Source organism: Candidatus Sphingomonas phytovorans (assembly GCA_029202385.1).
GTDB classification, from domain to species: Bacteria; Pseudomonadota; Alphaproteobacteria; order Sphingomonadales; family Sphingomonadaceae; genus Sphingomonas; species Sphingomonas phytovorans.
This window is the reverse complement of the sequence record CP119314.1, coordinates 3,785,721-3,807,093: the sequence shown is the minus strand read 5'-3', so window position 1 is coordinate 3,807,093 and position 21,373 is coordinate 3,785,721. Positions and strand designations below refer to the sequence as shown.

Genomic DNA, 21,373 nt, shown 5'->3' with positions numbered 1-21,373 from the left:
GCGTGCCCGGCCCCCGGAAAGGATCGCTTTACTGTTGCCACACGGTGACGTTGGAACTGCCGTTGCTGCCATAACCCTCGGTGGCGAGGATCTGATAGTTCATCGTGCCGAGGTTCATGCCATGGCTCCGCCACGCATTGACGTGGTTGACGAAGGCGATGACGTTGTTGGTGCCGGTCGCGCGCTTCGACGTGCGCACGCTCCAGAATTGATAGAAGGTCGCGTTGCCGATGATGGACGGCGCGTTGACGCGTTGCGTGCGGTAGATGTTGTAGGTGCCGCCGTCGCTGTTGACGGTGCCCATGAAGGTGGCGCCGCTGCCCGGAGGGGTAAAGCTTCCCCAGTTATCGACGACATAATATTCGATCAGCGGGTTGGTCGACCAGCCGTACAAGGCGAGATAGCCGTTCGAGCCGCCATTGAACACGCCGGCATTGTACCCGATCACGCGGCTGGTCGACCCGGTGGCCCAGCCCTTCCCGGCAACCAGATTGCCACTTGAGCCGAGGTTCCAGGTGGTGCTGTAATTGCCGTTGGTGCCGAGCGTCATGCATGCCGAGCCTGAGCTCAGATAGACCTGATAATAGTAGCCGTTGTTGGTGCCGGTCTGGTTGTTGCAGATGGTCTGCGCCTGCAGGCTGCCGGCGGTGGCCAGGGCGAGAACCGGTGGAAGGATGCGTGTTACCGCTATCATAGCTAGCCGCTTCAAGTTCATGTGCCTCTCCTGTTTTTGATTTTGCTGGTAATGTGCCGCGGCGGCAGTTCTGGAGTCGTCTATCTCCGCGCGGCATGAATTGATGACACGACAATCCTGCAGCCGTCAAGGCGAACGAAAAGGTCAGGTTCGGGGTAGTGAAACCATTGTATCTAGAAAGATTTAACAGGAAATGCGGCAGGACTCGACTGGGATTTGAAACTGAAGCCGGGCTTGTTGAGATTCGGGCCGCTGCGTATGGACCAATCAGATTCGGTGGGACGACCATTGCTTTGAAGCGGCGTCGCGAAACGGCACCCGCTCATGAAAATACTAGTCGGGCCCAATCCGATTGATAGCCGTCACATACGCATCGCCGATTGTGCGGAACGGTTGCGACACACCAGGTCGGTGACCAAATGGTTCGCCCGCATCGACGGGACGACGCGTTTCGCGATATTCTTCGGCCTGCGGCGGAAAGCGGCATAAGAAGCGTCACGTTGCGTGGCGTGCCGGGCTCACGACGTCGCTCAGGCCAAGCATGATCCCCAGCAGGATCAGGATGGCACCGATGCACGCATTCGCCAGACGCTGCCGCGCCATCACCCTTGCCCGAATTGACGGCCGCGAGAGAAATATGGCGACCGCTGCAAACCAGATCAGATGCGACAGGGAGATCGCGACTCCATAACCGAGCTTCACCGCGAGCGGCGTGCCCGGCCCGATCGCTTGCGCATAGAGGCTGACGACAAAGACCGCGGTCTTTGGGTTGAGGCCGTTGGTCAGCAATCCCATCGTCAGCGAACGCGAGCCGGCCGGGCGGGATGGTACCTCGGCATCGGGCGTCGACGCAGGGTGCGACAGGGCCATCGTGGCACCCAGATAGATCAGATAAGCAGCGCCACCGATCTTGAGCACGATCAGGAACTGCGGAAAGAGCCGTTCGACGATGGCGATGCCGAAGATGGCATAGCCGACGTGAAACCAACACCCCATCGCAATGCCCAGAGCGGCGAGCAACCCCGCGCGACGGCCGTCGATGCAGCTTAGCCGGGATACCATGGCGAAATCGGCACCAGGGCTGACGACGGCCAGCCAGATAATGCCGAGAATGAGGGAAAAGCCTTCCATGATCGTAGCCTTCGCAAGAGGAACGGTGCGATCTCGGCCGCCGGAAGCGCTTTGAAAATCGAATGTTCTTCCGCTAGATCAGTGAGAGAATCTCACGGATTGCCATGCAATATCGCCGCCTTCCTCCGCTGAATTCCCTGCGCGCTTTCGAGGCGGCGGCCCGTCATTCGAGCATGGCTTCGGCGGCGGCCGAATTGCACGTGACGCATGGCGCCGTGTCGAAGCAGATCCAGATGCTTGAGCAGGAACTCGGCACCCCGCTGTTCGAACGGCGCAATCGCGGCATCCACCTCACGCGATCCGGCCGCTGGCTTGCTGAACGGCTGGAAGCGGTGTTCGCCGACCTGCGCCGAACCATGCAGGATTTTCCAGGTGGCGGGGAAATGCCCGGCCCCCTGACGATATCGTGCGAACCGACCCTGTGCCTGCGGCTACTCATTCCCGCGCTTGCCGATCTGAAGATTGCGACGGGCCTTGATATCCGCGTGCTGGCCGCCGGTGGCCCGATCGATTTCCGACGCGATCAGGTCGACATCGCGATCCGCCGAAGCGATGTCGCCATGCCGGCCGCCGTCGAGACGACAATACTCGCCGACGAGCGCATGGGCCCGGTCATGCATCCGGGGCTTGCCGCCCGGGATATCGCGACCCTGCCTCGCCTGCGCAGCGACACGCGTCCAGCAGCCTGGTCCGCCTGGACGCAGCGGCACCCCGCAAGCCTTGCCGGACCAGTCATCCCCTATGAGCATTTCTATCTGGCCATCCAGGCGGCCGAAGCGGGCCAGGGCATGGCCATGGCGTCGATCCATATGGTCGCGGATGCTCTCAACGATGGACGCTTGCACGCTCCTTACGGATTCTCGCCCGATGGCACGCACTATCTCGCGATCTGGCCGACTGGTCAGGAAGATGATCGACGGGACGCGCTCATTGCCTGGCTTCGCGACCGTATGACCCGCGTGTCGGCGGAATGATCGCTGAGCGCGGAGCGCCAGCATTCCATGGGCCGCGCGCGGGGTTTCGTGGCTCGCAAGGATGGGAGTGGCAGCGTTCGCGCCGTTTCGACCTGATGCAAGACCGGCGTCCGGGAGCGACACATGACTCCGAATGCCCGATCTGTACCGATCAAGTGTATTGGGGGGCGACATCGACCCATTCCTCGATCGAGTGGGCTAAGGCTTGTGGGGATTTAGGATTTCCATTTTGGCTGAGATGTGATTCACGCTGTGGATGGATCGCTTTGTACTGACCGATGCCCAATGGGCGAAGCTGGAGCCGCACTGTCTGGGCAAGCCGACCGACCCGGGGCGGAGCGGTAGGAATAACCGGCTGTTCATGGAAGCGGTGTTGTGGATTGTGCGAACGGGCAGTCCGTGGCGTGACCTTCCGGCCATATTCGGCAACTGGAGCACGGCGTTTCGACGGTTCCGCGATTGGCGAGAAGCCGATGTTTTCAAGAAGATTTTCGATGCCTTGTCGGAGGAGTCCGACATGGAATACGCCATGGTCGACGCCACCATCGTCAAGGTTCACCGGCACGGCCAGGGCGCAAAAGGGGGACTTCGAGCCAGGCCATTGGCCGCTCCAAAGGCGGCATGACGACCAAGATTCTGGCGCTGACCGATGCCTTGGGCAACCTCGTGCGCTTCCAACTAATGCCCGGCCATCGCTTCGACACCGTCGGCGTCGCCCCGCTGATCAAGGGCGTCGAGTTTGGCGCCTTGCTTGCCGACAAAGCCTTCGACAGCAACGACATCATCGCTGAACTCAACGAGCGGGGCGCGAAGATCGTTATCTCGCAGCACCCGCGACGCGCCATTCCCATCCCGCTCGATGCGGAGATGTACAAATGGCGCCATCTGATCGAAAGCTTCTTCTGCAAGCTCAAAGAGTTCAAGCGCATCGCCATGCGCGCCTGCAAAACCGATCGCAGCTTCGAGGCCATGATCTACCTCGCAGCAGCCGTCATCAACTCACGATGAATCCCCACAAACCTTAGGTCATGTGGGCAAGCACATTCCGCCGCTGTCTCTCAAACGCCCCGCGCCGCCTCATCTAATACGCATCGTACCCGATGCGGCTTCTGAGTATGACACGGCGGCATTGGACGGTGTGGCGGAGTGGGAGCCCTCCTTAGCGACGACGCCCACTTTGATAAGTGCGACTGTCCATATTCTCCGCAGCGCCGCGCGTAGATTGATGAAGAACCGACTCTAACCAACCTTCGCCAGCTTCTTCCGCACGTTCCTTGAACGTCTCGAAGATAGCATTCGTCATTGTCTCGACGCTGTAGCCGGTTTGGGCTGCGGCAAGATCGAAGGCCGATTGATACAGGCGCAGTAGAAGTTCGGCCCCGTTGTCGCTTCCGGTCAACACGCGGAATGATGCATCGCCAACCGTAACGATCAACGCCGGTTCGGCGCGCAACATGCCGCTCATTGAGCGATGACCGCGAAGCGTGTTGCCAACGAGCGAATGCGCGTAGAGTTCAGCGCCGGGGTAAGCCATGCGAAGATTGCGCATCTGTTCCGCGAGACGCTTACCGCCGCTGCTGTTCATGCTGCCCGTTTTGCTCTTAACTTGATGAAGGCGAAGCGGCTCGCCATCCGCAAGCGGCGGCTGAATTACATCGGCACCGGGAAACGGGTTGAACTGAAGATCAAGTATCTCCGCATTGTCGGCGCGCGGTTCCGGGTTTCTCACGTTGCCGCGCATTCGCCCGATAACTTCTTCGTGAAGATGGCCCATCAAGCCTTCAAGGATCATCAAAGCCTTGTGCGTAACCGTCGCCCCGATCGCACTCCGGAAGTCGCCTTCGCATAAGAGCGATTGCGTCGCCGCGAGAAGGTAAGGATCAAGCACGTCGCCGGGATTTCGACCGCACTCGATTTCGCGAGCCGTCTTTGGAAGATCGGCGGCGATTGTCGTGACCTTGTTCGTAGCCCACTGAAGAACCGCATCGGGATCATCGAAGGCGCGCAATAGCTGCGCACGGCGGGCAAGGTTCGTCGCTGATAAAGCGATCCCACTTTCAGGCGTCCCCGCACGGGCAAGGGCAGTAGCGAACAAGTCTTGAAGATTGGCGATAGGAAGGTTAGCGATTGCTTCGACGGGTTGCCCGTTGAGTTCGGCCGGAACATCAACCGCCATACGCAAGTCAGCGAAGACACGACCGCAGAACTCCGCAGCATCGGCAAAGGCGCGGCTAATGATCGACTGTTGCGCGCGGATCATCTCCGCTCGCAAGCTGTTTCCGATCCTATGGACAGGGTGACGGGGTGGAAGGAACTCGATCGTCACGCGGCCTTCGCAACCTTGTTGCGAGCCGACGCCCGAAGTCGCTCAACAGCACGCGCCATCATCGTATCCATATCGGGATGACGAACCGCGTTCTGTCGCTTGGATGCATCGTGCTTCACGATCGCGGCACCGATCGCTTTCCCCAACGGCACCGGCACCGCATTTCCAACTTGCATATATTGAGCGTTCATCGCGCCGATGAATTGCCAGTCGGCGGGAAAGCCCTGAAGTGCCGCCGCTTCGGGAACGGAAATCGGTCGAACTTGCTCGGGATGGCAAAGGGCGCTGCCCTTTCGATTGGCGCGGCCGGTGATCGTAGGCGCAGGGCGATCCCACGAAAGACGCCTGAAGAACCCGGTTTTGCCGCCGCCCGAGTCGAATGACTTCCCCATCGCGAGCCGCTGAACGTCCAACGGTAACGAACGCCAGTTGCCGCCTTCCGGCACCATCGCGAAAAAGCGATGAACTCCGTCAGTATATTCTGAATGTGCGCCCGGATCGTCACGAAGGCCGAAGATCGCATCGCGAACCGTTATATATGGGCGTGTTGACGTGCCATGCGTCGGCTTGGGTAACGCGGCGGGCGGGTGATCGCGCGAGCCGAGCATTACGAAGCGCAAGCGATGCTGCGGCGCGCCGTAGTCGGCCGCATCTACCACGCCGAACGATATGTGATAGCCGAGCACCGTCGCATCGCCGATGATTTGCCGAAGTGCGCTGCCCGAAAGTTCGTCTTCTTCCAAAGCCTGAATCTTGCCCTCGTCGCGGTTCAACGCACCTTTAGCATAGCGTTTCAGACTCCAATGCTTGCCCGGACGCTCCGCAATAGGACGGTGACGCAACGCCGCAGTCGTCAAATTCGCCACATTCTCCAACACGAAGTAGCGCGGACGCACTTCGGCGATCAGGCGGAAATACTCATAGATCAAGTTGCCGCGAGGATCGCTCAACGCTGCGCGCTTGCCCCCGGACGAAAACGGCTGACAGGGTGGCCCGCCTGTCATCAAAAACACTTCGCCATCAAAGCCCCGGCGTTCACGAAGGGCGGTCGCAGTCAGCGCCGCAACATCGCCTTCGATCAAATCCAACTCGGGCCGGTTCGCGCGAATCGTTCGGCAGAACACCGGATCAATCTCGACCGCGAGTGTGGGCACTAACCCGGCCGCTTCCAATCCAAGGTCCAAACCCATCGCACCGGAGAAGAACGACCAAATTTCGCGATCATCGCCAATGGTCGAATTCATGCTTGATCGCCTGATATCGCCCATGATCGCACCCTTCAAAAGCCCCGCTGCATACAGAATCGAAATCTTCGCACCACGTCAATAACGATCGCGATCAAGCGCCCGCTCCATTTGGGTAGATGAAGTGGTAGGTCAAGGGCGGCAAAGGAATTTTCGCTTATTTTAAAGCGCTTAGGCGCGGTTCTGGCGGAGCGGGAGGGATTCGAACCCTCGATACGCTTTTGACGTATACTCACTTTCCAGGCGAGCGCCTTCGACCACTCGGCCACCGCTCCGCATTCCCCGGACGATGCCCCCTAGAGGGTGATGCGCGGGCGCGCAAGCCGTGGGCGATTGCCGGACGGTCGGTCTTCATGCCAAGATTGCCGCATGCTGATCCCTCTCCTTGCGTTGCTCGCCGGCGCTCAGGCCGCGCCAGCCCCGCCGCTGCCCTCCGACGCCATCGCGGCCGACTGGCGCCCGATCCCGGATGACGAGGTGATGATCATCACGCTCACCGGCAACCGCAGCGTCGTGATCCGGCTCGCGCCGCGTTTCGCACCCGAGCATGTCGCGAACGTCCGCACTCTGGCGCTGGTGCACTGGTGGGACGAAACGAGCGTCTACCGCGTGCAGGAGAATTGGGTGACTCAGTGGGGCGATGCCACGGAGAAAAAGCCGCTTGCCCCCGGCGTCGTGCCCTCGCCGGCACCGGAATTCGATATGGCGGCGTTCGATGCAGCGCAGCGGCTCACCCGGAGCGACGCCTATTCAACCGTATCCGGCGTCACGGCTGACGGCTGGGCGATCGTGACTGACGGCAGGGCGGCCTGGATGCCGCATTGCTACGCCACCGTGGGCGTGGCGCGCGACCCACTGCCCAACACCGGCAGCGGTGCCGAGTTGTTCACCCCGATCAGCGGCGCCGCGCGCCGGCTCGATCGCAATTATACGATCGTCGGACGAATCATCGAGGGCATGAAATACATGTCGGCGATGCCGCGCAGCGATGCGGCACTGGGCGTCTATGCGACCGAGGCGGAGCGCACCGGTATCGTGTCGGTGCGGCTGGCCAGCGACATGCCGGCGGCCGAACGGCCCAGGTTCGACTATCGTTCGACCGACAATCCGCGCTTTGCCGCGCTGATCAGGCTGCACGAGAATCCAGCGCCACCGACCATCGGGCTTGGCGGCGTCGACATCTGCGATCTGCCGCTCGCCACCCGCAGGGCCGGCGCGCGCTAACGTCGCTCAGCGGCCGACCCAGTCGGCGACCTCAGCCGCGACCTGATTGGCTGCCTGGTTGATCGCGATGCCGGCGGGACCCGGCTCGATCGCTGAAACCGGGACTCGTGCCTCGAAGCGCCGCTTCTCAACGACATTGCCGTCCTTGCGCGTCAGTGCCGCGTCATAGCTCACCACTGCCTGGAGCGAGCCGGCATCGACGCCGAAGGCGCGGAGCTCGCCGGAGAGGCGCGCCGCCGGATCGACCGACGACTGGAGGCCGATCACGACCCGGCCCGTCTTCGCGCTGATCGTATCCGACAGCAGCCGCGCGAACAGGCGGGCAGGGGGTTCGACCCATTGCGCATTGGCGATATAGGCAAGGTCGGTGGCACTGGTCTGCACCGGCACGCGCGGCGTGGCGAGTGCCTGCGAGACCGCCGGGACCAGGATGACGATGGTCGGCGCCGTCGCCGAGGACTGGGTCTGCCCGGCCGGGATCGATGCGGCTGACGTGATGGTCAGCAGCGAGGGTGGCGGCTTCGCGCCGAAGCTGATGCAGCCGGCAAGCGGCGCCATCGCCAGCAGCGCCAGCGCTGGCCTGAGGGTACGGATGCGCATCATCGAGCTCATTGCGTCTTGCCCTCTCACTTCTTCTTGCCCTTGTAATCCGGAAGCTTCGGCGCGCCGACGAGCGAGCCGGCTCCGCCCTGGTCGATCTTCTCCGCCACCGAGGTGAGCGCGGCCGACATCACGCGCAGATCCCGGACGAGCTGCCCGATCTCCGGCATGGTCTGTTTCGAGAAGGACTGGATACCGGGCCGAGCGTCGCCGATCGCCGAATCGAGCGTTTCCATGCTGTGCTGGGCCGAAGCGACCGCCTTGTTGAGGTTCTGCATCGCCGGGCGGACATCGTTCGCCATTACGCCATTGGTCGTGTCGGCGAGCTGGCCGATCTGTTGCGCTGCGTCGCCGGCCTTCTGGATCGCGACGCGCGTCTCCGCGATGGTCGCCGCGATTTCCGGCCCGCGATCGGCAAGCGCCCCGGTCAGCCTATTGGTGTTGGCCAGGATGCCGCTGATCGATGCCTGGTTCTTGTCAGACAGCATTTCGGTCAGCCGCTCCGTTAGGGTCGACAGCCGCTCGAGCAGTTTCGGCGCCGAATTGAGCAGTGCGCCCAGCCCGCCCTGCTTGGGCGGAATGACCGGGACGCCGAACGGGCAATCGGCTTCCGGGTGAACCTCGGGGCAGCGGATCGGCGGCGCGCCCTTGACCGCGCCATCAAGCTGGATCTGGCTCACGCCGGTAAACCCGACACCCTGGATCGTCGCTGTCGTCCCCTGCAGCACGGGCGTCTCGTCGTTCACGCTGATTCGGACCCGGACGAACTGGGGATCCGGTTTCCACAGCGCGATCTCCTTCACCTGGCCCGACGGCACGCCCGAAAAGGCGACGGCTGAGCCCTTGTTCAGGCCGTCGACCGATTGCTTGAAGAAGATGTCATATTCCTTCTCGGAACTGCCACTGAGCCGGGCGATCCACACCGTGAAGATGGCGAGCACGGCAAGCAGGATCAGCACGACGGCGCCCACCAGGACATGGTTCGATCGGGTTTCCATCAGTCGTCAGCCCCTGCTTCTTCGGTCGCCTTTTCGGCCGCCTGTCGGGCGACCTGTTCCGTGCGCTGCTTGTGTTCGAGCGTCGCCGTGGCCGCCCGGCCGCGCGGCCCCCTGAAATATTCCTGGATCCACGGGTGATCCAACGCGAGAAGCTCGTCGATGGTGCCGACCGCGATCACCTTCTGGTCTGCGAGGACCGCGACACGGTCGCAGATTGCGTAGAGCGTATCCAGGTCGTGCGTGATCAGGAAGACCGTCAGCCCCATCGTCTTCTGGAGCGACGCGATCAGCTCGTCGAATGCGGCGGCACCGATCGGATCGAGCCCGGCGGTCGGTTCGTCGAGGAACAACAATTCGGGGTCGAGCGCCAGCGCGCGGGCCAGGCCGGCGCGCTTGCGCATGCCGCCCGAGAGCTCCGCCGGATATTTCGGGCCGGCATCGGCGGGCAGGCCGGTCATCACCACCTTGTACGCCGCGATCTCGTCGAGCAGCGCCTGGTCGAGATCGGCATAGAATTCGCGCAGGGGGACCTGGGTGTTCTCGGCGACGGTCAGCGTAGAGAACAAGGCGCCGCCCTGGAACAGCACGCCCCAGCGCTTGCGGATATTGACCGCCTCATTCTCGTCGAGGTTGACCGTGTTCTCGTCGAACACCGTGATCTCGCCCTCGTCGGGCACCTGGAGCCCGATGATCGATCGCATTAGCACCGACTTGCCGGTGCCCGATCCGCCGACAACGCCGAAGATCTCGCCGCGCCTGACCTCCAGGTCGAGCCCGTCATGCACGACCTGCTCGCCGAAGCTGTTCTTCAGCCCGCGAACGGAGATGACTGTCTCGCTGCTCTTGCCCGGGCTCATGTCCAGCCGATCCAGGTGAAGAACACAGCGAAGAAGGCGTCGAGCACGATCACGAGGAAGATCGCCTGGACCACCGCGGCGGTGGTGCGCATGCCGACCTGCTCGGCATCGGCCTCGACCTGCATGCCCTGGAAGCAGCCGGCGATGGCGATGATCGCGCCGAATACCGGCGCCTTGACGAGGCCGACCCAGAGATCGGTGATCGGTACGACCTCGCGGATTCGCTGGACGAAGGTGATCGGCGGAATGCCGAGCGATATCCAGCAGAACAGCCCGCCGCCGATGATCGAGATCAGCGAGGCATAGAAGCCGAGCAGCGGCATCATCACCACCGCCGCGATGACGCGGGGCAGGACCAGCGCCTCCATCGGCGACACGCCGATCGTGCGCATCGCGTCGATTTCCTCGGTCAGCTTCATCGTGCCGATCTGTGCGGCGAAGGCGGAGCCTGACCGGCCGGCGACCATGATCGCGGTCATCAGCACGCCCAGCTCGCGCAGGGTGATCCGGCCGATCAGGTTGATGGTGAACACCTCGGCGCCGAACTGGCGCAGCTGGACCGCGCCCTGCTGGCCGATGACGATGCCGATCAGGAAACTCATCAGCCCGATGATGCCGAGCGCGGTGACGCCCACCACCTCGAAACGCTGGACCGTCGCGTTGAAGCGGAAGCGGCGATAGCGAATGACGTTGCCGAACGCGATCACCGTCGCGCCGAGAAAGCCGAGCAGGCCGTACAAGGTCTTCAGGCCGATGACGATGGCGTCTCCGACCTCGCCGACCACGCGGACAAGGCCCGAATCGACGGCGGGCCGCATCGCGACCGGCTGGTCCGCCGCCTCGACCTGCTGGAGCAGGTGCTTGCTGTCGGGGTTGAGCCCTTCGATCCGGGCGCTGTGCTTGGCGGCGAAGCGATGGACCAGCCAGGCGCCGATCGTGTCGATTCGGTCGATCCCGCTCAGGTCGATCACGTCGACCGATCCGTCATAACCACGCAACCGCTCGGGCAGATCGCCGATCCGCGCGAGCGAGAGGTTGCCGGTGAAACGCAGAACGTCGCCGTCATCGGCGCGTTCGTGCGAGAAGGCGGCCATCTCGTTCATATCCGGCACCATTGGTGCAATCGCACTGGATCGGCAAGCCGCACCGTGACTAGGGTGAGACGATGCAGAAATCCGCCCCGCACAAGCTCGCCATCTACGACATGGACAAGACGATCACGCACGCGCCGACCTGGACCTCGTTCCTGATCGGCACCGCGCGACGCCAGGCGCCGTGGCGGCTCGCCCTGCTGCCGCTCGCCGGGGTTGCGACCGGCGCCTATGCGATGAAGGCGATCGATCGGGCGCGGCTTAAACAGATCACGCAGCGCCTGCTGCTGGGCGGCGCGATGCGCGACGCGCAGGCGAAGCAGGCCGCGGCGCGTTTCTCCGAATCGGTCGTCGCCTCGGGCGTGTTCGCCGGCGCGCGCGCGCAGATCGCGGCCGACAAGGCGGCGGGATACCGGCTGGTGATGGCAACCGCCTCCTATCGCTTCTACGCCAGCGCGATCGCCGACCGGCTCGGCTTCGACGACGTGATCGGCACCGAGGTGGAGCGTGCCGGCGACAGGCTGCGCGCGCGAATCGCCGGGGAGAATTGCTACGGTCCCGCCAAGCTCCGCATGATCCAGGCCTGGATGGCGGCGAACGGCATCGATCGGGCGGACACGGCGATCCGTTTCTATTCCGATCACGTTTCGGACGCGCCCGTGCTCGACTGGGCTGACGAAGCGTTCGCGGTCAATGCGCATGGTCCGCTCCGCACGCTCGCCCGGGAAAAAGGCTGGCCGATCGTCGACTGGGAGCGATAGCGACTCATAGCGACACGTCCACGGCGTGGATGACCAGCCCGACCAGACCGCCGACCAGCGTGCCGTTCACCCGGATATATTGAAGGTCCTTGCCGACCGCATTCTCCAGCCGGCGGGTGATCGTGCGGGCATCCCAGCCGCGCACGGTTTCCGACACAAGGCGGACGATGCCATCGCCATAGTCCGCCGCCATGCCCACGGCGGTGCGGCGGACGAAGCGGTTGATCGTCGCGCGCAGCATCTCGTCATTTTGCAGCGTGTCGCCGAGCTGGCGCAACGCCTCGCCAAGCTGGCCGGTCAGCGCCGCGTCCGGATCGCGGGCGATCCGCAGCATGCCGGCGCGGGCGCTTTCCCATAGTCCGTCGAGCCAGCGCTGCATCGCCGGGTTCTCGATGATCTCGGCTTTCAGCGCCTCGACCCGAAGGCGCATCTTCTCGTCATGCTGCAGGTCGTAAGCGAGCGCCGTGAGCCCCTCCTCGGCCTTTGCCCGAAGCGGATGGTCCGAATCCTCGGCCATGTCGTGAAGGAGGTTGTCGAGGCCATCGATGATCTTGTTAGCGAGCGTCTCGTCGAGCCCGGTCCAGCGCATCACTGATCCGGCGCGCTCATGCACCATCGCGCGAATCATATGTTCGTTCGCCGACAGCACCTTGGCGGCCCAGCGGATGATGCCGTCGAGCAGAGGGGCATGCCGCCCTTCGGCAATCGCGGCGGTCAGGGCCTGGCCGAGCAATGGCGATATATCGAGGGCGCGAAGACGCTGGCCGATCGTCGTCTTGACCATGCCGCCGAGCCGCTGCGGGTCGAACGCCTCGAGCATGTTGGCGACAAGGCGCGAGGCGCCTTTGCGCAGGCGGCCCTGGGTCCCTGCCGGGCTTGCGAGCCAGCGGCCGGCGGCACCGGCGACATCGAGCTGGCGCATGCGCCGTGCGACGACGCCGGGCACGAGGAAATTGTCGCGGAGGAAGGCGGCGAGCGTCTCGCCGATACGATCCTTGTTGCGCGGGATGATGGCGGTGTGCGGGATCGGCAGGCCGAGCGGATGACGGAACAGCGCCGTGACCGCGAACCAGTCGGCCAGGCCGCCGACCATCGCTGCCTCGGCGAAGGCGCGGACGAAGCCGATGGCAGGATGGACATGGTCGAACGCCCGGGCGGCGAGGAAGGTCGCCGCCATCAGGACAAGCAGCCCCGTCGCGATCCAGCGCATCCGGCGCAGGCCCGTTGGGATGGTTTCCCCGTTGCCGGTTGCGCGGGCGAGCAGCTTCATAGGCGAAACAATCCCCGAAACCCGGGATTGTTCAAGTGCTGAGTCGATTTGATGTCCGGCCCCGCTACCGCGCGGGGCCGGACAAGGACTTTATTCAGCAGGCTGGGGCTCGTCGTCACCCGATCGCTGGGTGATCGTCACCGGCTTCCGCCCGATCTGCGGGGTGGGGTCATGGTCGATCACCGGCCGGCCATCGTCGCCCGGACGATAGGTCAGCAGGCGGCGACCGAGCTTCGGTCCGATCCACTTCTCGATGCCGACGGCAAGGCTGAAGCTGGCCGGAACGATCAGCAGCGTCAGCACGGTCGACAGGGTCAGGCCGCCGATCACGACGATGCCCATCGGCGCGCGCCACGATCCGTCACCGCTCAGCGACAGGGCGGTCGGCACCATGCCGGCGACCATGGCAACCGTCGTCATGACGATCGGCTGGGCGCGCTTGTGCCCGGCATCGATGATGGCGACCGCCGTATCGACGCCCTTCTGCATCTCCTCCAGCGCGAAATCGATCAGCAGGATCGAGTTCTTGGCGACGATGCCGAGCAGCATCAGGATGCCGATATAGACCGGCATCGACACCGGATTGCCGGTCACGAGCAGGCCGAGCAGCCCGCCGAGCGGCGCGACCAGCAGCGACAGCATGTTGACGAAGGGTGGCAGCAGGCGGCGGTAGAGCAGCACCAGCACGGCGAAGACGAGGAAGATGCCCGCCACCACCGCGACGATGAAGTTGTTGATCATCTCACCCTGCCATTTGGCCTGGCCAAGGGTCAGCTCGCTGATGCCGACCGGCAGGTTCTTCATCGCCGGCAAGGCGTGGATCTGCTTCATCGCCTCGCTCGAGACGATCTGCTTGCCGTTCTTGTCGTTGCCACGGTCGGCGCCGATCGTGATCTGGCGCTGCTGCGCGACCCGGTCGATCTTGGTCGGGCCGGCGCCAAAGCCGATCTCGGCGACGAGGCTGAGCGGGACAGAGCCGCCGGACGCGGTCTGCACCGGCAGGTTCTGGATCGTCGACAGCCGCTGGCGCGCATTCTGGTCGAGCGCGACACGGATCGGGATCTGGCGATCGGACAGCGAGAATTTCGCGCTGTTCTGGTCGATGTCGCCAAGCGTCGCGATTCGGATCGCCGAGGACAGGGCCTGGGTCGTCACGCCGAGATTGGCGGCAAGGTCCATCCGCGGCGAGATGACGATCTCGGGCCGTTTCAGGTCGCCGGTGATGCGCGGCGCGACGAGCGAGGGCAGCTTGCCCATCTGCTCGACGATCTTGACCGCCGTCGCGGTCAGCAGCGCCGGATCGTCGCCGCCGAGCGTGACGGTCAGGTCGCGGCCGCTGCCGCCCCAGCCATTGTTCGACCGGAACGAGACCCGGGCATCCGGGATCTTCGCCAGCTCGGGGGCGAGCGACCGTTCGAAATCGATGCTCTTCTTCGCCTTCTTCTCCTTGAAGATGGCGGTGACCCGGCCATTGCCGACAAAGGCGCGCGAATAGACCGATTCGACATCGGGCTGCTTGCCGAGGAAGTCAGCCACGCGGCGGACCACCAGCTTGGTATCGTCGAGCGTGGTGCCGGGCACCATCTCGATCGTGGCCGTGCTCGAATCCTGGTCCTGGTCGGGCTGGAAGGTGGCGGGCAGCGTCGTGAACAGCACGATGGTAAGCGCGAACGAAATGATGCCGCCGACCACCGCCGACCAGCGATGGCTCAGGGTCCATTTCAGCGTGGACATGTACATGTCCATCAGGCGGCCCTCGCCATGCTTGGCCTCGCCATGCGCCTTGAGGAAATAGGCGGCGATCATCGGCGTCACGAGGCGCGCGACGGCAAGGCTCATCAGCACCGAAACGACGACGGTCAGGCCGAAATTCTTGAAGAACTGGCCCGAAACGCCCGGCATCAGGCCGACCGGCAGGAACACGGCGACGATCGACATGGTCGTGGCGAGCACCGCGAGGCCGATCTCGTCGGCTGCGTCGATCGATGCCTGGTAGGCGGATTTGCCCATCCGCATGTGCCTGACGATGTTCTCGATCTCGACGATCGCGTCGTCGACCAGCACGCCGGCCACCAGGCTGAGCGCGAGCAGCGTCATCTGGTTCAGGTTGAAGCCGAGCAGTTCCATGAACCAGAAGGTCGGGATCGCCGACAGCGGGATGGCGAGGGCCGAGATGATCGTCGAGCGCCAGTCGCGCAGGAACAGGAAGACGACGAGCACGGCGAGCACGGCGCCCTCGACCATGGCCTCCATCGCCGAGTGATATTGCTGCTCGGCATATTTCACCTGGTTGAAGATCAGCTGGAAATGGACCTTCGGATTGCGCTTCTCCAGCGCGGCCAGCTTCTCCTTGGCGCCGTGATAGACCGAGACGTCCGACGCGCCCTTGGAACGCTGGAAGTCGAAGCTCAGCACCTGGCGGCCGTTCATCTCCGATGCGGAGCGCTGCTCGGCATAGAGATCGCGGACCTGGGCGATATCCGACAGCTTGACCGTGCGGCCGCCGCCGACGGCGATCTGGGTCTGGCCCAGCTCATAGGCGTTCTTGGCGTTGCCGAGCACCCGGACCGACTGTTCGGACCCGGCGATCTCGGCGCGGCCGCCCGCGGCGTTGAGGTTCACCTGGCGGAGCTGAAGGTTGACCTGGCTCGCGGTCAGGCCCTGCGACTGGAGCTTGGCCGGATCGAGGATGATGCGGATCTCGCGGGTGACGCCGCCGTTGCGGCTGACCGTCGCCATGCCGGGAACCGAGAGCAGTTCCTTCGACACATTGTTGTCGATGTACCAGCTCAGCTGCTCGATCGTCATGTCGGTGCTGACGGCGGCATAGCTGGCGAGATCGTTGCCCGACGTGTTGGCGCGGGAGACTTGTGGTTCGAGAATGCCGTCGGGCAGGTCGGACCTGATCTGCTGCACCGCGCTGCGCACGTCCTCGACCGCACGGTCGATCGGCGTGCCGATGTTGAGCTGGACCACGGTGACCGAACTGCCTTCGGTCACCGTCGAGTTGATCTCGTCGATGCCCTGAAGGCTGCGGACCGCGGCCTCGACCTTCTGGGTGACCTGGTTTTCCAGTTCGGTCGGCGCTGCGCCGGGCTGGCTGATCTGAACGATCACGACCGGGAAATCGATGTCCGGGTCGTTGTTCACCTCCATCGTCCAGAAGCTGACGATGCCGGCGACCGTCAGCATGAAGAACAGCACGATCGACGGAACGGGGTTCCGGATCGACCATGCCGAGATGTTGCGAAAGCTCATGGCGGTCAGCCTTGCGTTTTCTGGAGGACGGGCTTGTTCTGGAGGACCGGCTTGATCTTCTGGCCGGCGTTCAGGAATGCCCCGGCCGAGAGCACCACCTGCTCGGTACCGGTCAGGCCTTCGGTGATCGCGACGCCGGTGTCGGAGACTTCGCCGAGCTTGATCGGGCGGCGGACGACCTTGTTGTCGTTGCCGACCACGTAGACGAAATTGCCCTGCGTGTCGCTCTGGATCGCCGAGTTGGGCAATTGCGGCATGTCGCTCGAGCCGCGACGGATCGTCGCCGAGGCGAAGCCGCCGGGACGGAGCGCCGGATTATAGCTCAGGGCGATGCGGGCGATGCCCTGGCGGGTCTGCGGGTCGATCACCGGAGAGACCTGCCAGACCGTGCCGGTGAAGGCCTGGTCGCCGCCGACCGGGGTGACCTGCGCCGAGACGCCGGTGGGCAGGCCGGTGAGATCGGCTTCGCTGAGCTGGGCGCGCATTTCCATCTCGCCGCCCTTGGCCATGCGGAAGAGCGTGCCGGAGCCGGAGCTGATCACCATGCCGGGCTCGACGCTGCGGGTCAGCACAAGGCCGGCGGCGGGGGCGCGGATGTCAAGACGGCCGGTGCGGGCATTCTGCTCGGCCAGCTGCGCCTGGGCGACGCGGACGCGTGCCACCGCGGCGTCGCGGGTTGCCGCCTTGCGCTCGAGATCGGCCTTGGAGATGAAGCCGCGATTGACCAGCGCCTGGGCGCGGTCGAGCTCCGACTGGGCGATCGCCGCGTCGGAGCGGGCGACGTTGACCTGGGCGGCCAGCGAGGCGCCGGTCTGGGTCTGCACCGCACGGTCCACGGTCGCGAGCACCTGGCCCGCGCTGACCCATTGGCCGGGTTCGACCAGGACTCGCGTGACCATGCCGCCTTCGCCGGCAACGCCGATCGGCATCTCGCGCTTGGCGGCGAGCGAGCCGGTCGCCGAGATGATGCGCGCGGACGACTGGCGGCCGGGAATTGCGACCGACACGGTCGGGAGTTGCTCGTTCTTCCCGCCTGCGCCGGTAGCGGCGGGCTGGGCAGCCCCCTTGTTGCCGGACATCGCGAAATAAACGCCGACGATGACGAGGACAGCGAGGATCGCCGCGCCGATGATCCACCACCGGCGATTCGAACGGCCCTCCGCGCCCGGCAGGGCGAGGTGGTCGTCAGTGCCGAAGGACGGCTGGCCGTAATTCATGTGCGTCACTTTCCCCGTCCCGCCCGTGTCGGCGTCGTCGTTATCGTCCGACTGTATTATAGAAATAAGTCACCGACCTCAAGGGGTCGTTTTTACGGTTGCGCTCATGGCCGTTTCGGGCCGTTTTCGCAAGCGCAGCATATCGTTGTGGTAAAGAAACGGTTGCATATCGCCGGTATGAAGGCGACCTTCCCCGCGGCCACGCGCCAGCGGGCCGTAATCGAGGGGAGTGAAGCGATGCTTTTGCACAACAGCTTCTTGGGCTGGATTCTGATCGGCCTTGTCGCCGGCGTTCTCGGCAAGATGATCATGCCCGGCAAGGACCCGGGCGGGTTTATCGTCACGATCCTGATCGGTATCGCGGGCGCCCTGCTCGCCGGCTATCTCTCGCCGATGATCGGGCTGCATATCGAGGCCGGCTGGCAGAGCTATGCCGCGGCGACGGTGGGCGCGGTCGTCCTGCTCGCGCTCTATCGCGTGGTGATGTCCCGCCGGGTGCGTTGAGCGGTCGAGCCGTTCAGCTTAGGTTGGCCTGCGCATCCGCATGAGGCGTGTGCGGGCCAGCCGGCCCGGTTCGATACAGGAGTAATATTGATGCGTTTCCTTGCGACCGCCGTGGCGCTCGCCGCCCTGCCGCTCACCCTGTCGCCAGCCTCGGCGCAGGTGACCCCGACCATCGTGGCCGATGGCGCGCTCCTTGATGTGACCGCGCAGGGCCAGACGAGCCGCGTGCCCGACGTCGCGACGATTCGCGCGGGCGTTGTCACTCAGGGCGCGACGGCGGCCCTGGCGCTGGCGGAGAATGCCAAGCGCATGGCGGGCGTCCTCGACGCGCTGAAGCGCGCCGGCGTGGCCCCCCGCGACAACCGGACGGCGAACGTCTCGCTGAGCCCGCAATATCGCTATGCCGACGGCCAGCCGCCGGTCGTCACCGGCTATCAGGCGAGCAACAGCGTCGCGATCCGTTTCCGCGATATCGCCAAGGCCGGTACTATCCTCGATGCGCTGGTGGCGCAGGGCGCGAATCAGATCGACGGACCGACCTTGTCGATCGACCAGCCCGAAGCGGCGCTGGACGAAGCGCGCGCCGATGCGGTGAAGATCGCCCGCGCCCGCGCCGAGCTCTATGCGCGCGCCGCCGGCCTGTCGGTGTCGCGGATCGTCTCGATCTCCGAGGCCGGCCAGAATGACGGCAGCTCGCCGCAGCCGGTCATGTTCGCCAGGGCGGCGGGCATGGATGCCTCGACCCGGGTCGTGCCCGGCGAGACCGACGTGACGGTGTCGGTCACCGTCCGTTTCCTGCTGAAGTAAACGAACACGGGCCGCCCGGTTGCCCGGGCGGCCCGCATTTTCGCAGCTGTCCGGCGTTTAGCGGACTGAACCGCGACGGATCAGGTTGACGATCGCGAGCAGGATGATCGCGCCGATCAGCGAATAGACGAAGGTCGTGATGGTGATGACCTGATTGATCCCGCCTCCGAAGAGGAAGGATGCGATCACCGACCCGATGATGCCCACGACGACGTTCAGGACGATGCCCTGCTGCCCGTCAGTACGCATGACCATGCTGGCGAGCCAGCCGACGACGCCACCAACTACGAGCCAAACAATAAGACCGACCATGTTTCCCTCCGTTGCTCCCGGCTTGTCCGGGTTCGGACTTCAAAGACTCATGACCGGCCGGATTTGTTCCGCAGGCGTTTCGCTCGACTGAACGACAACGCCCCCGCAACCATTCCGGGGAATGGTGCGAGGGCGCGCAACTTCAGCGATGCTGCGGAAAGGGTTCAGTATTTCTGCTGGCGTTCGTACAGCGAACGATAATGCTGGATCCGGGTGACGCGGAGGCCGGGCATGCCCGAACGGTCGATCGCGCGCTGCCAGCCGGCGAATTCCTCGACCGTCAGGCCGTAGCGGTCGCATACCTCGTCGACCGACAGCAGCCCGCCATTGACGGCGGCCACCACCTCGGCCTTGCGGCGCACGACCCACCGGGTCGTCTCGGGCGGGGGCAGCGTGTCAAGAGTCAGCGGTTCTCCCAACGGGCCGATGACTTTGGCGGGGCGAATCTTCTGGTTCTCGATCATTCTCAACCTCGATCGGGGCGGGGGGCCCCCTCTCTTCTTCAACAACGTCATTACGCGCGCGGACTTGAACGCCGGCTAAAGCGGCTCGGTAAACGGCGGGTTCATTCCTTCCTGTTCCCGCGCCAGCATTTCGGCGACCGACCGGTTGAACGCGCCATGTTCCGGCGCGAACCAGCTGCGATGGCTGAACGCCGGCACCAGATGGGCGTGGTGAAGCGCGGTCGGGCTCGCTGCCTGGCGCGCGGCGATCCCCACCATCAGCACCGCCAGGTCTGGCGGGAGGATGGTGACGCCGGCGTCAGCCTCGAACCGGGAAAAACTCAGATCCATAGCGCCCTTTCCGGCGACAGAGACTCGATCGGGACCTGTCTAGGGAAAGGGTCTGAAATTCCGGTAAAGCCCGTTTAAAGAGCTTGGAAAGGCGCATCGCTTTGCATCATGGGCCCCGCGCGCCTATCTGGCGCCCATGATGACCGAGGGTGATTTCCAGCTTGGCCCGGACCTGAGCGGCAGGCGCATCGTCGTCGCGATGTCGGGCGGCGTCGACAGTTCCGTGGTCGCGGCGCTGGCCGCGCGCACCGGCGCCGAGACGATCGGCGTGACGCTCCAGCTCTACGATCATGGCGAGGCGGTCGGCCGCGCGGGGAGCTGCTGCGCCGGCCGCGACATCCGCGACGCGCGCGCCGTGTGCGACCGGCTGGGCATCGCGCATTATGTGTTCGACCATGAATCGAGCTTCCGCGACCAGGTGATCGACGGGTTCGCCGACGAATATCTGCGCGGGCGCACGCCGATCCCCTGCGTCCGCTGCAACATGGGGCCGAAGTTCACCGACCTGTTCCAGGTCGCGCGCGACCTCGGCGCCGATTGCCTGGCGACCGGCCATTATGTGCGCCGTGTCGAGGCGGCGGCGGGCGCCGAGCTGCACCGCGCGGTCGATCCCGCGCGCGACCAGAGCTATTTCCTGTTCGCGACGACTCAGGACCAGCTCGACTATCTCCGCTTTCCGCTCGGCGGGCTGCCCAAGACCCGGGTGCGCGAGCTCGCGGCCGAACTCGGTCTTGGCGTGGCAGCGAAGCCCGACAGCCAGGACATCTGCTTCGTGCCCGATGGCGACTATGCCTCGCTGGTCAAGAAGCTGCGGCCGGAGGCCGACACCAGCGGCGAGATCGTCGACGAGGGCGGGCGCACGCTCGGGCGGCATCGCGGGCTGATCCATTTCACCGTCGGCCAGCGGCGCGGACTGGAGATCGGCGGGACGCCTGAGCCGCTTTATGTCGTCCGGCTCGAGCCGGAGAGTCGCCGGCTGGTGGTCGGGCCGAAGAGCGCGCTGGCGGTGGAAGCTGCGCGGCTGTCCGACATCAACTGGATCGGCGGCGATCATCACGGGCCGCTGACCGCCAAGGTGCGCTCGCTGGCCAAGCCGGTGCCGGCACGGCTGATCGGCGACAGGGTGGTGTTCGATTCGCCCGAATATGGCGTCGCGCCGGGGCAGGCGGCGGTGCTGTATGCCAGGGAGCGCGTGCTCGGTGGGGGGTGGATCGAAGAAACCGAGCGGGCGCTGATCGCGGCCTGAAGTCCTTTTCGTCTTTGTTGGCGATCCGTCACCCTCACCCTCCCAAGCTTTGCTTGGGGCCCTCC

21 protein-coding genes and 1 tRNA gene are annotated in these 21,373 nt (G+C 64.6%); 7 read left to right on the top strand and 15 right to left on the bottom strand.

The genetic code is table 11. The annotated features are described in order from the left end of the window. Positions 1-28: 28 nt before the first annotated feature. Together P0Y59_17470 and P0Y59_17465 are read right to left on the bottom strand one after the other, a co-directional pair. Positions 29-709 carry a glycoside hydrolase family 11 protein gene (locus P0Y59_17470; GenBank protein WEJ98716.1) on the bottom strand — a complete coding sequence of 227 codons (681 nt, stop codon included), beginning with the start codon at positions 707-709 and terminating at the stop codon, positions 29-31. Positions 710-1,189: 480 nt separating this feature from the next. Further along, positions 1,190-1,825, bottom strand: a complete 636-nt coding sequence (locus P0Y59_17465) for a LysE family transporter (protein WEJ98715.1) — start codon at positions 1,823-1,825, stop codon at positions 1,190-1,192. A gap of 104 nt (positions 1,826-1,929) precedes the next feature. On the opposite strand from P0Y59_17465, the gene P0Y59_17460 reads away from it, so the two are divergent. Next, positions 1,930-2,799, top strand: coding sequence for a LysR family transcriptional regulator (locus P0Y59_17460; GenBank protein ID WEJ98714.1), 870 nt, complete (start codon positions 1,930-1,932; stop codon positions 2,797-2,799). Positions 2,800-3,055: 256 nt separating this feature from the next. Beyond that, a protein-coding gene (locus P0Y59_17455; GenBank protein WEJ98713.1) for an IS5 family transposase occupies positions 3,056-3,807 on the top strand; the annotation gives its coding sequence in 2 pieces (ribosomal slippage) (positions 3,056-3,386 and positions 3,386-3,807; 753 coding nt in all). 151 nt (positions 3,808-3,958) lie between these two features. Here the strand turns inward: P0Y59_17455 and P0Y59_17450 are convergent. The 3 genes from P0Y59_17450 to P0Y59_17440 all read right to left on the bottom strand — a co-directional run bounded on the left by P0Y59_17450 (position 3,959) and on the right by P0Y59_17440 (position 6,644). Next, positions 3,959-5,059, bottom strand: a complete 1,101-nt coding sequence (locus tag P0Y59_17450) for a hypothetical protein (GenBank protein ID WEJ98712.1) — start codon at positions 5,057-5,059, stop codon at positions 3,959-3,961. Positions 5,060-5,121: 62 nt separating this feature from the next. Continuing rightward, on the bottom strand, positions 5,122-6,369 hold the full coding sequence (locus P0Y59_17445; protein WEJ98711.1) for a DNA cytosine methyltransferase: 1,248 nt from the start codon (positions 6,367-6,369) through the stop codon (positions 5,122-5,124). Positions 6,370-6,553: 184 nt separating this feature from the next. After that, positions 6,554-6,644, bottom strand: a tRNA-Ser gene (locus P0Y59_17440). Positions 6,645-6,738: 94 nt separating this feature from the next. Between P0Y59_17440 and P0Y59_17435 the strand changes: the two genes are divergently transcribed. Then, positions 6,739-7,593, top strand: coding sequence for a peptidylprolyl isomerase (locus tag P0Y59_17435; protein WEJ98710.1), 855 nt, complete (start codon positions 6,739-6,741; stop codon positions 7,591-7,593). 6 nt (positions 7,594-7,599) lie between these two features. Here the strand turns inward: P0Y59_17435 and P0Y59_17430 are convergent, their stop codons facing one another. Genes P0Y59_17430 through P0Y59_17415 form a run of 4 tightly spaced genes read right to left on the bottom strand, consistent with a single transcriptional unit; the run spans position 7,600 to position 11,151 of the window. Beyond that, a complete protein-coding gene (locus P0Y59_17430; protein WEK02613.1) occupies positions 7,600-8,196 on the bottom strand; it encodes an ABC-type transport auxiliary lipoprotein family protein in 597 nt (198 codons plus the stop codon). Between the two features lie 23 nt (positions 8,197-8,219). Then, positions 8,220-9,191 carry an MlaD family protein gene (locus tag P0Y59_17425; protein ID WEJ98709.1) on the bottom strand — a complete coding sequence of 324 codons (972 nt, stop codon included), beginning with the start codon at positions 9,189-9,191 and terminating at the stop codon, positions 8,220-8,222. Beyond that, positions 9,191-10,048, bottom strand: coding sequence for an ABC transporter ATP-binding protein (locus P0Y59_17420; GenBank protein WEJ98708.1), 858 nt, complete (start codon positions 10,046-10,048; stop codon positions 9,191-9,193). Before P0Y59_17420 ends, P0Y59_17425 begins: the two co-directional genes overlap by 1 nt. Beyond that, complete coding sequence (locus P0Y59_17415) at positions 10,045-11,151, bottom strand: ABC transporter permease (protein WEJ98707.1); 1,107 nt, start codon at positions 11,149-11,151, stop codon at positions 10,045-10,047. Before P0Y59_17415 ends, P0Y59_17420 begins: the two co-directional genes overlap by 4 nt. Before the next feature lie 62 nt (positions 11,152-11,213). Between P0Y59_17415 and P0Y59_17410 the strand changes: the two genes are divergently transcribed. Further along, entirely contained in the window at positions 11,214-11,900 is a 687-nt protein-coding gene (locus P0Y59_17410) for an HAD-IB family hydrolase (GenBank protein WEJ98706.1), read from the top strand. Between the two features lie 4 nt (positions 11,901-11,904). On the opposite strand, the gene P0Y59_17405 is transcribed toward P0Y59_17410, so the two are convergent. The 3 genes from P0Y59_17405 to P0Y59_17395 all read right to left on the bottom strand — a co-directional run bounded on the left by P0Y59_17405 (position 11,905) and on the right by P0Y59_17395 (position 17,645). Next, positions 11,905-13,110, bottom strand: a complete 1,206-nt coding sequence (locus P0Y59_17405) for a DUF445 domain-containing protein (protein ID WEK02612.1) — start codon at positions 13,108-13,110, stop codon at positions 11,905-11,907. A 150-nt stretch (positions 13,111-13,260) separates the two neighbouring features. Then, entirely contained in the window at positions 13,261-16,428 is a 3,168-nt protein-coding gene (locus P0Y59_17400) for an efflux RND transporter permease subunit (GenBank protein WEJ98705.1), read from the bottom strand. Between the two features lie 5 nt (positions 16,429-16,433). Next, positions 16,434-17,645: an efflux RND transporter periplasmic adaptor subunit gene (locus P0Y59_17395; protein WEJ98704.1), complete on the bottom strand. Its 1,212-nt coding sequence runs from the start codon at positions 17,643-17,645 to the stop codon at positions 16,434-16,436. A 237-nt stretch (positions 17,646-17,882) separates the two neighbouring features. Between P0Y59_17395 and P0Y59_17390 the strand changes: the two genes are divergently transcribed. Together P0Y59_17390 and P0Y59_17385 are read left to right on the top strand one after the other, a co-directional pair. Continuing rightward, positions 17,883-18,149 (top strand): GlsB/YeaQ/YmgE family stress response membrane protein, encoded by a 267-nt coding sequence (locus P0Y59_17390; protein WEJ98703.1) that lies wholly within the window; start codon positions 17,883-17,885, stop codon positions 18,147-18,149. Positions 18,150-18,239: 90 nt separating this feature from the next. Beyond that, positions 18,240-18,956 (top strand): SIMPL domain-containing protein, encoded by a 717-nt coding sequence (locus tag P0Y59_17385; GenBank protein WEJ98702.1) that lies wholly within the window; start codon positions 18,240-18,242, stop codon positions 18,954-18,956. Between the two features lie 57 nt (positions 18,957-19,013). On the opposite strand, the gene P0Y59_17380 is transcribed toward P0Y59_17385, so the two are convergent. The 3 genes from P0Y59_17380 to P0Y59_17370 form a co-directional block, all read right to left on the bottom strand. Continuing rightward, positions 19,014-19,268 carry a GlsB/YeaQ/YmgE family stress response membrane protein gene (locus tag P0Y59_17380; GenBank protein WEJ98701.1) on the bottom strand — a complete coding sequence of 85 codons (255 nt, stop codon included), beginning with the start codon at positions 19,266-19,268 and terminating at the stop codon, positions 19,014-19,016. 164 nt (positions 19,269-19,432) lie between these two features. Beyond that, positions 19,433-19,732 carry a DUF1153 domain-containing protein gene (locus P0Y59_17375; protein WEJ98700.1) on the bottom strand — a complete coding sequence of 100 codons (300 nt, stop codon included), beginning with the start codon at positions 19,730-19,732 and terminating at the stop codon, positions 19,433-19,435. 75 nt (positions 19,733-19,807) lie between these two features. Further along, positions 19,808-20,062 (bottom strand): hypothetical protein, encoded by a 255-nt coding sequence (locus P0Y59_17370; GenBank protein ID WEJ98699.1) that lies wholly within the window; start codon positions 20,060-20,062, stop codon positions 19,808-19,810. 139 nt (positions 20,063-20,201) lie between these two features. Between P0Y59_17370 and mnmA the strand changes: the two genes are divergently transcribed. Continuing rightward, positions 20,202-21,308, top strand: a complete 1,107-nt coding sequence (gene mnmA / locus P0Y59_17365; GenBank protein WEK02611.1) for a tRNA 2-thiouridine(34) synthase MnmA — start codon at positions 20,202-20,204, stop codon at positions 21,306-21,308. The last annotated feature ends 65 nt before the right edge of the window (positions 21,309-21,373 follow it).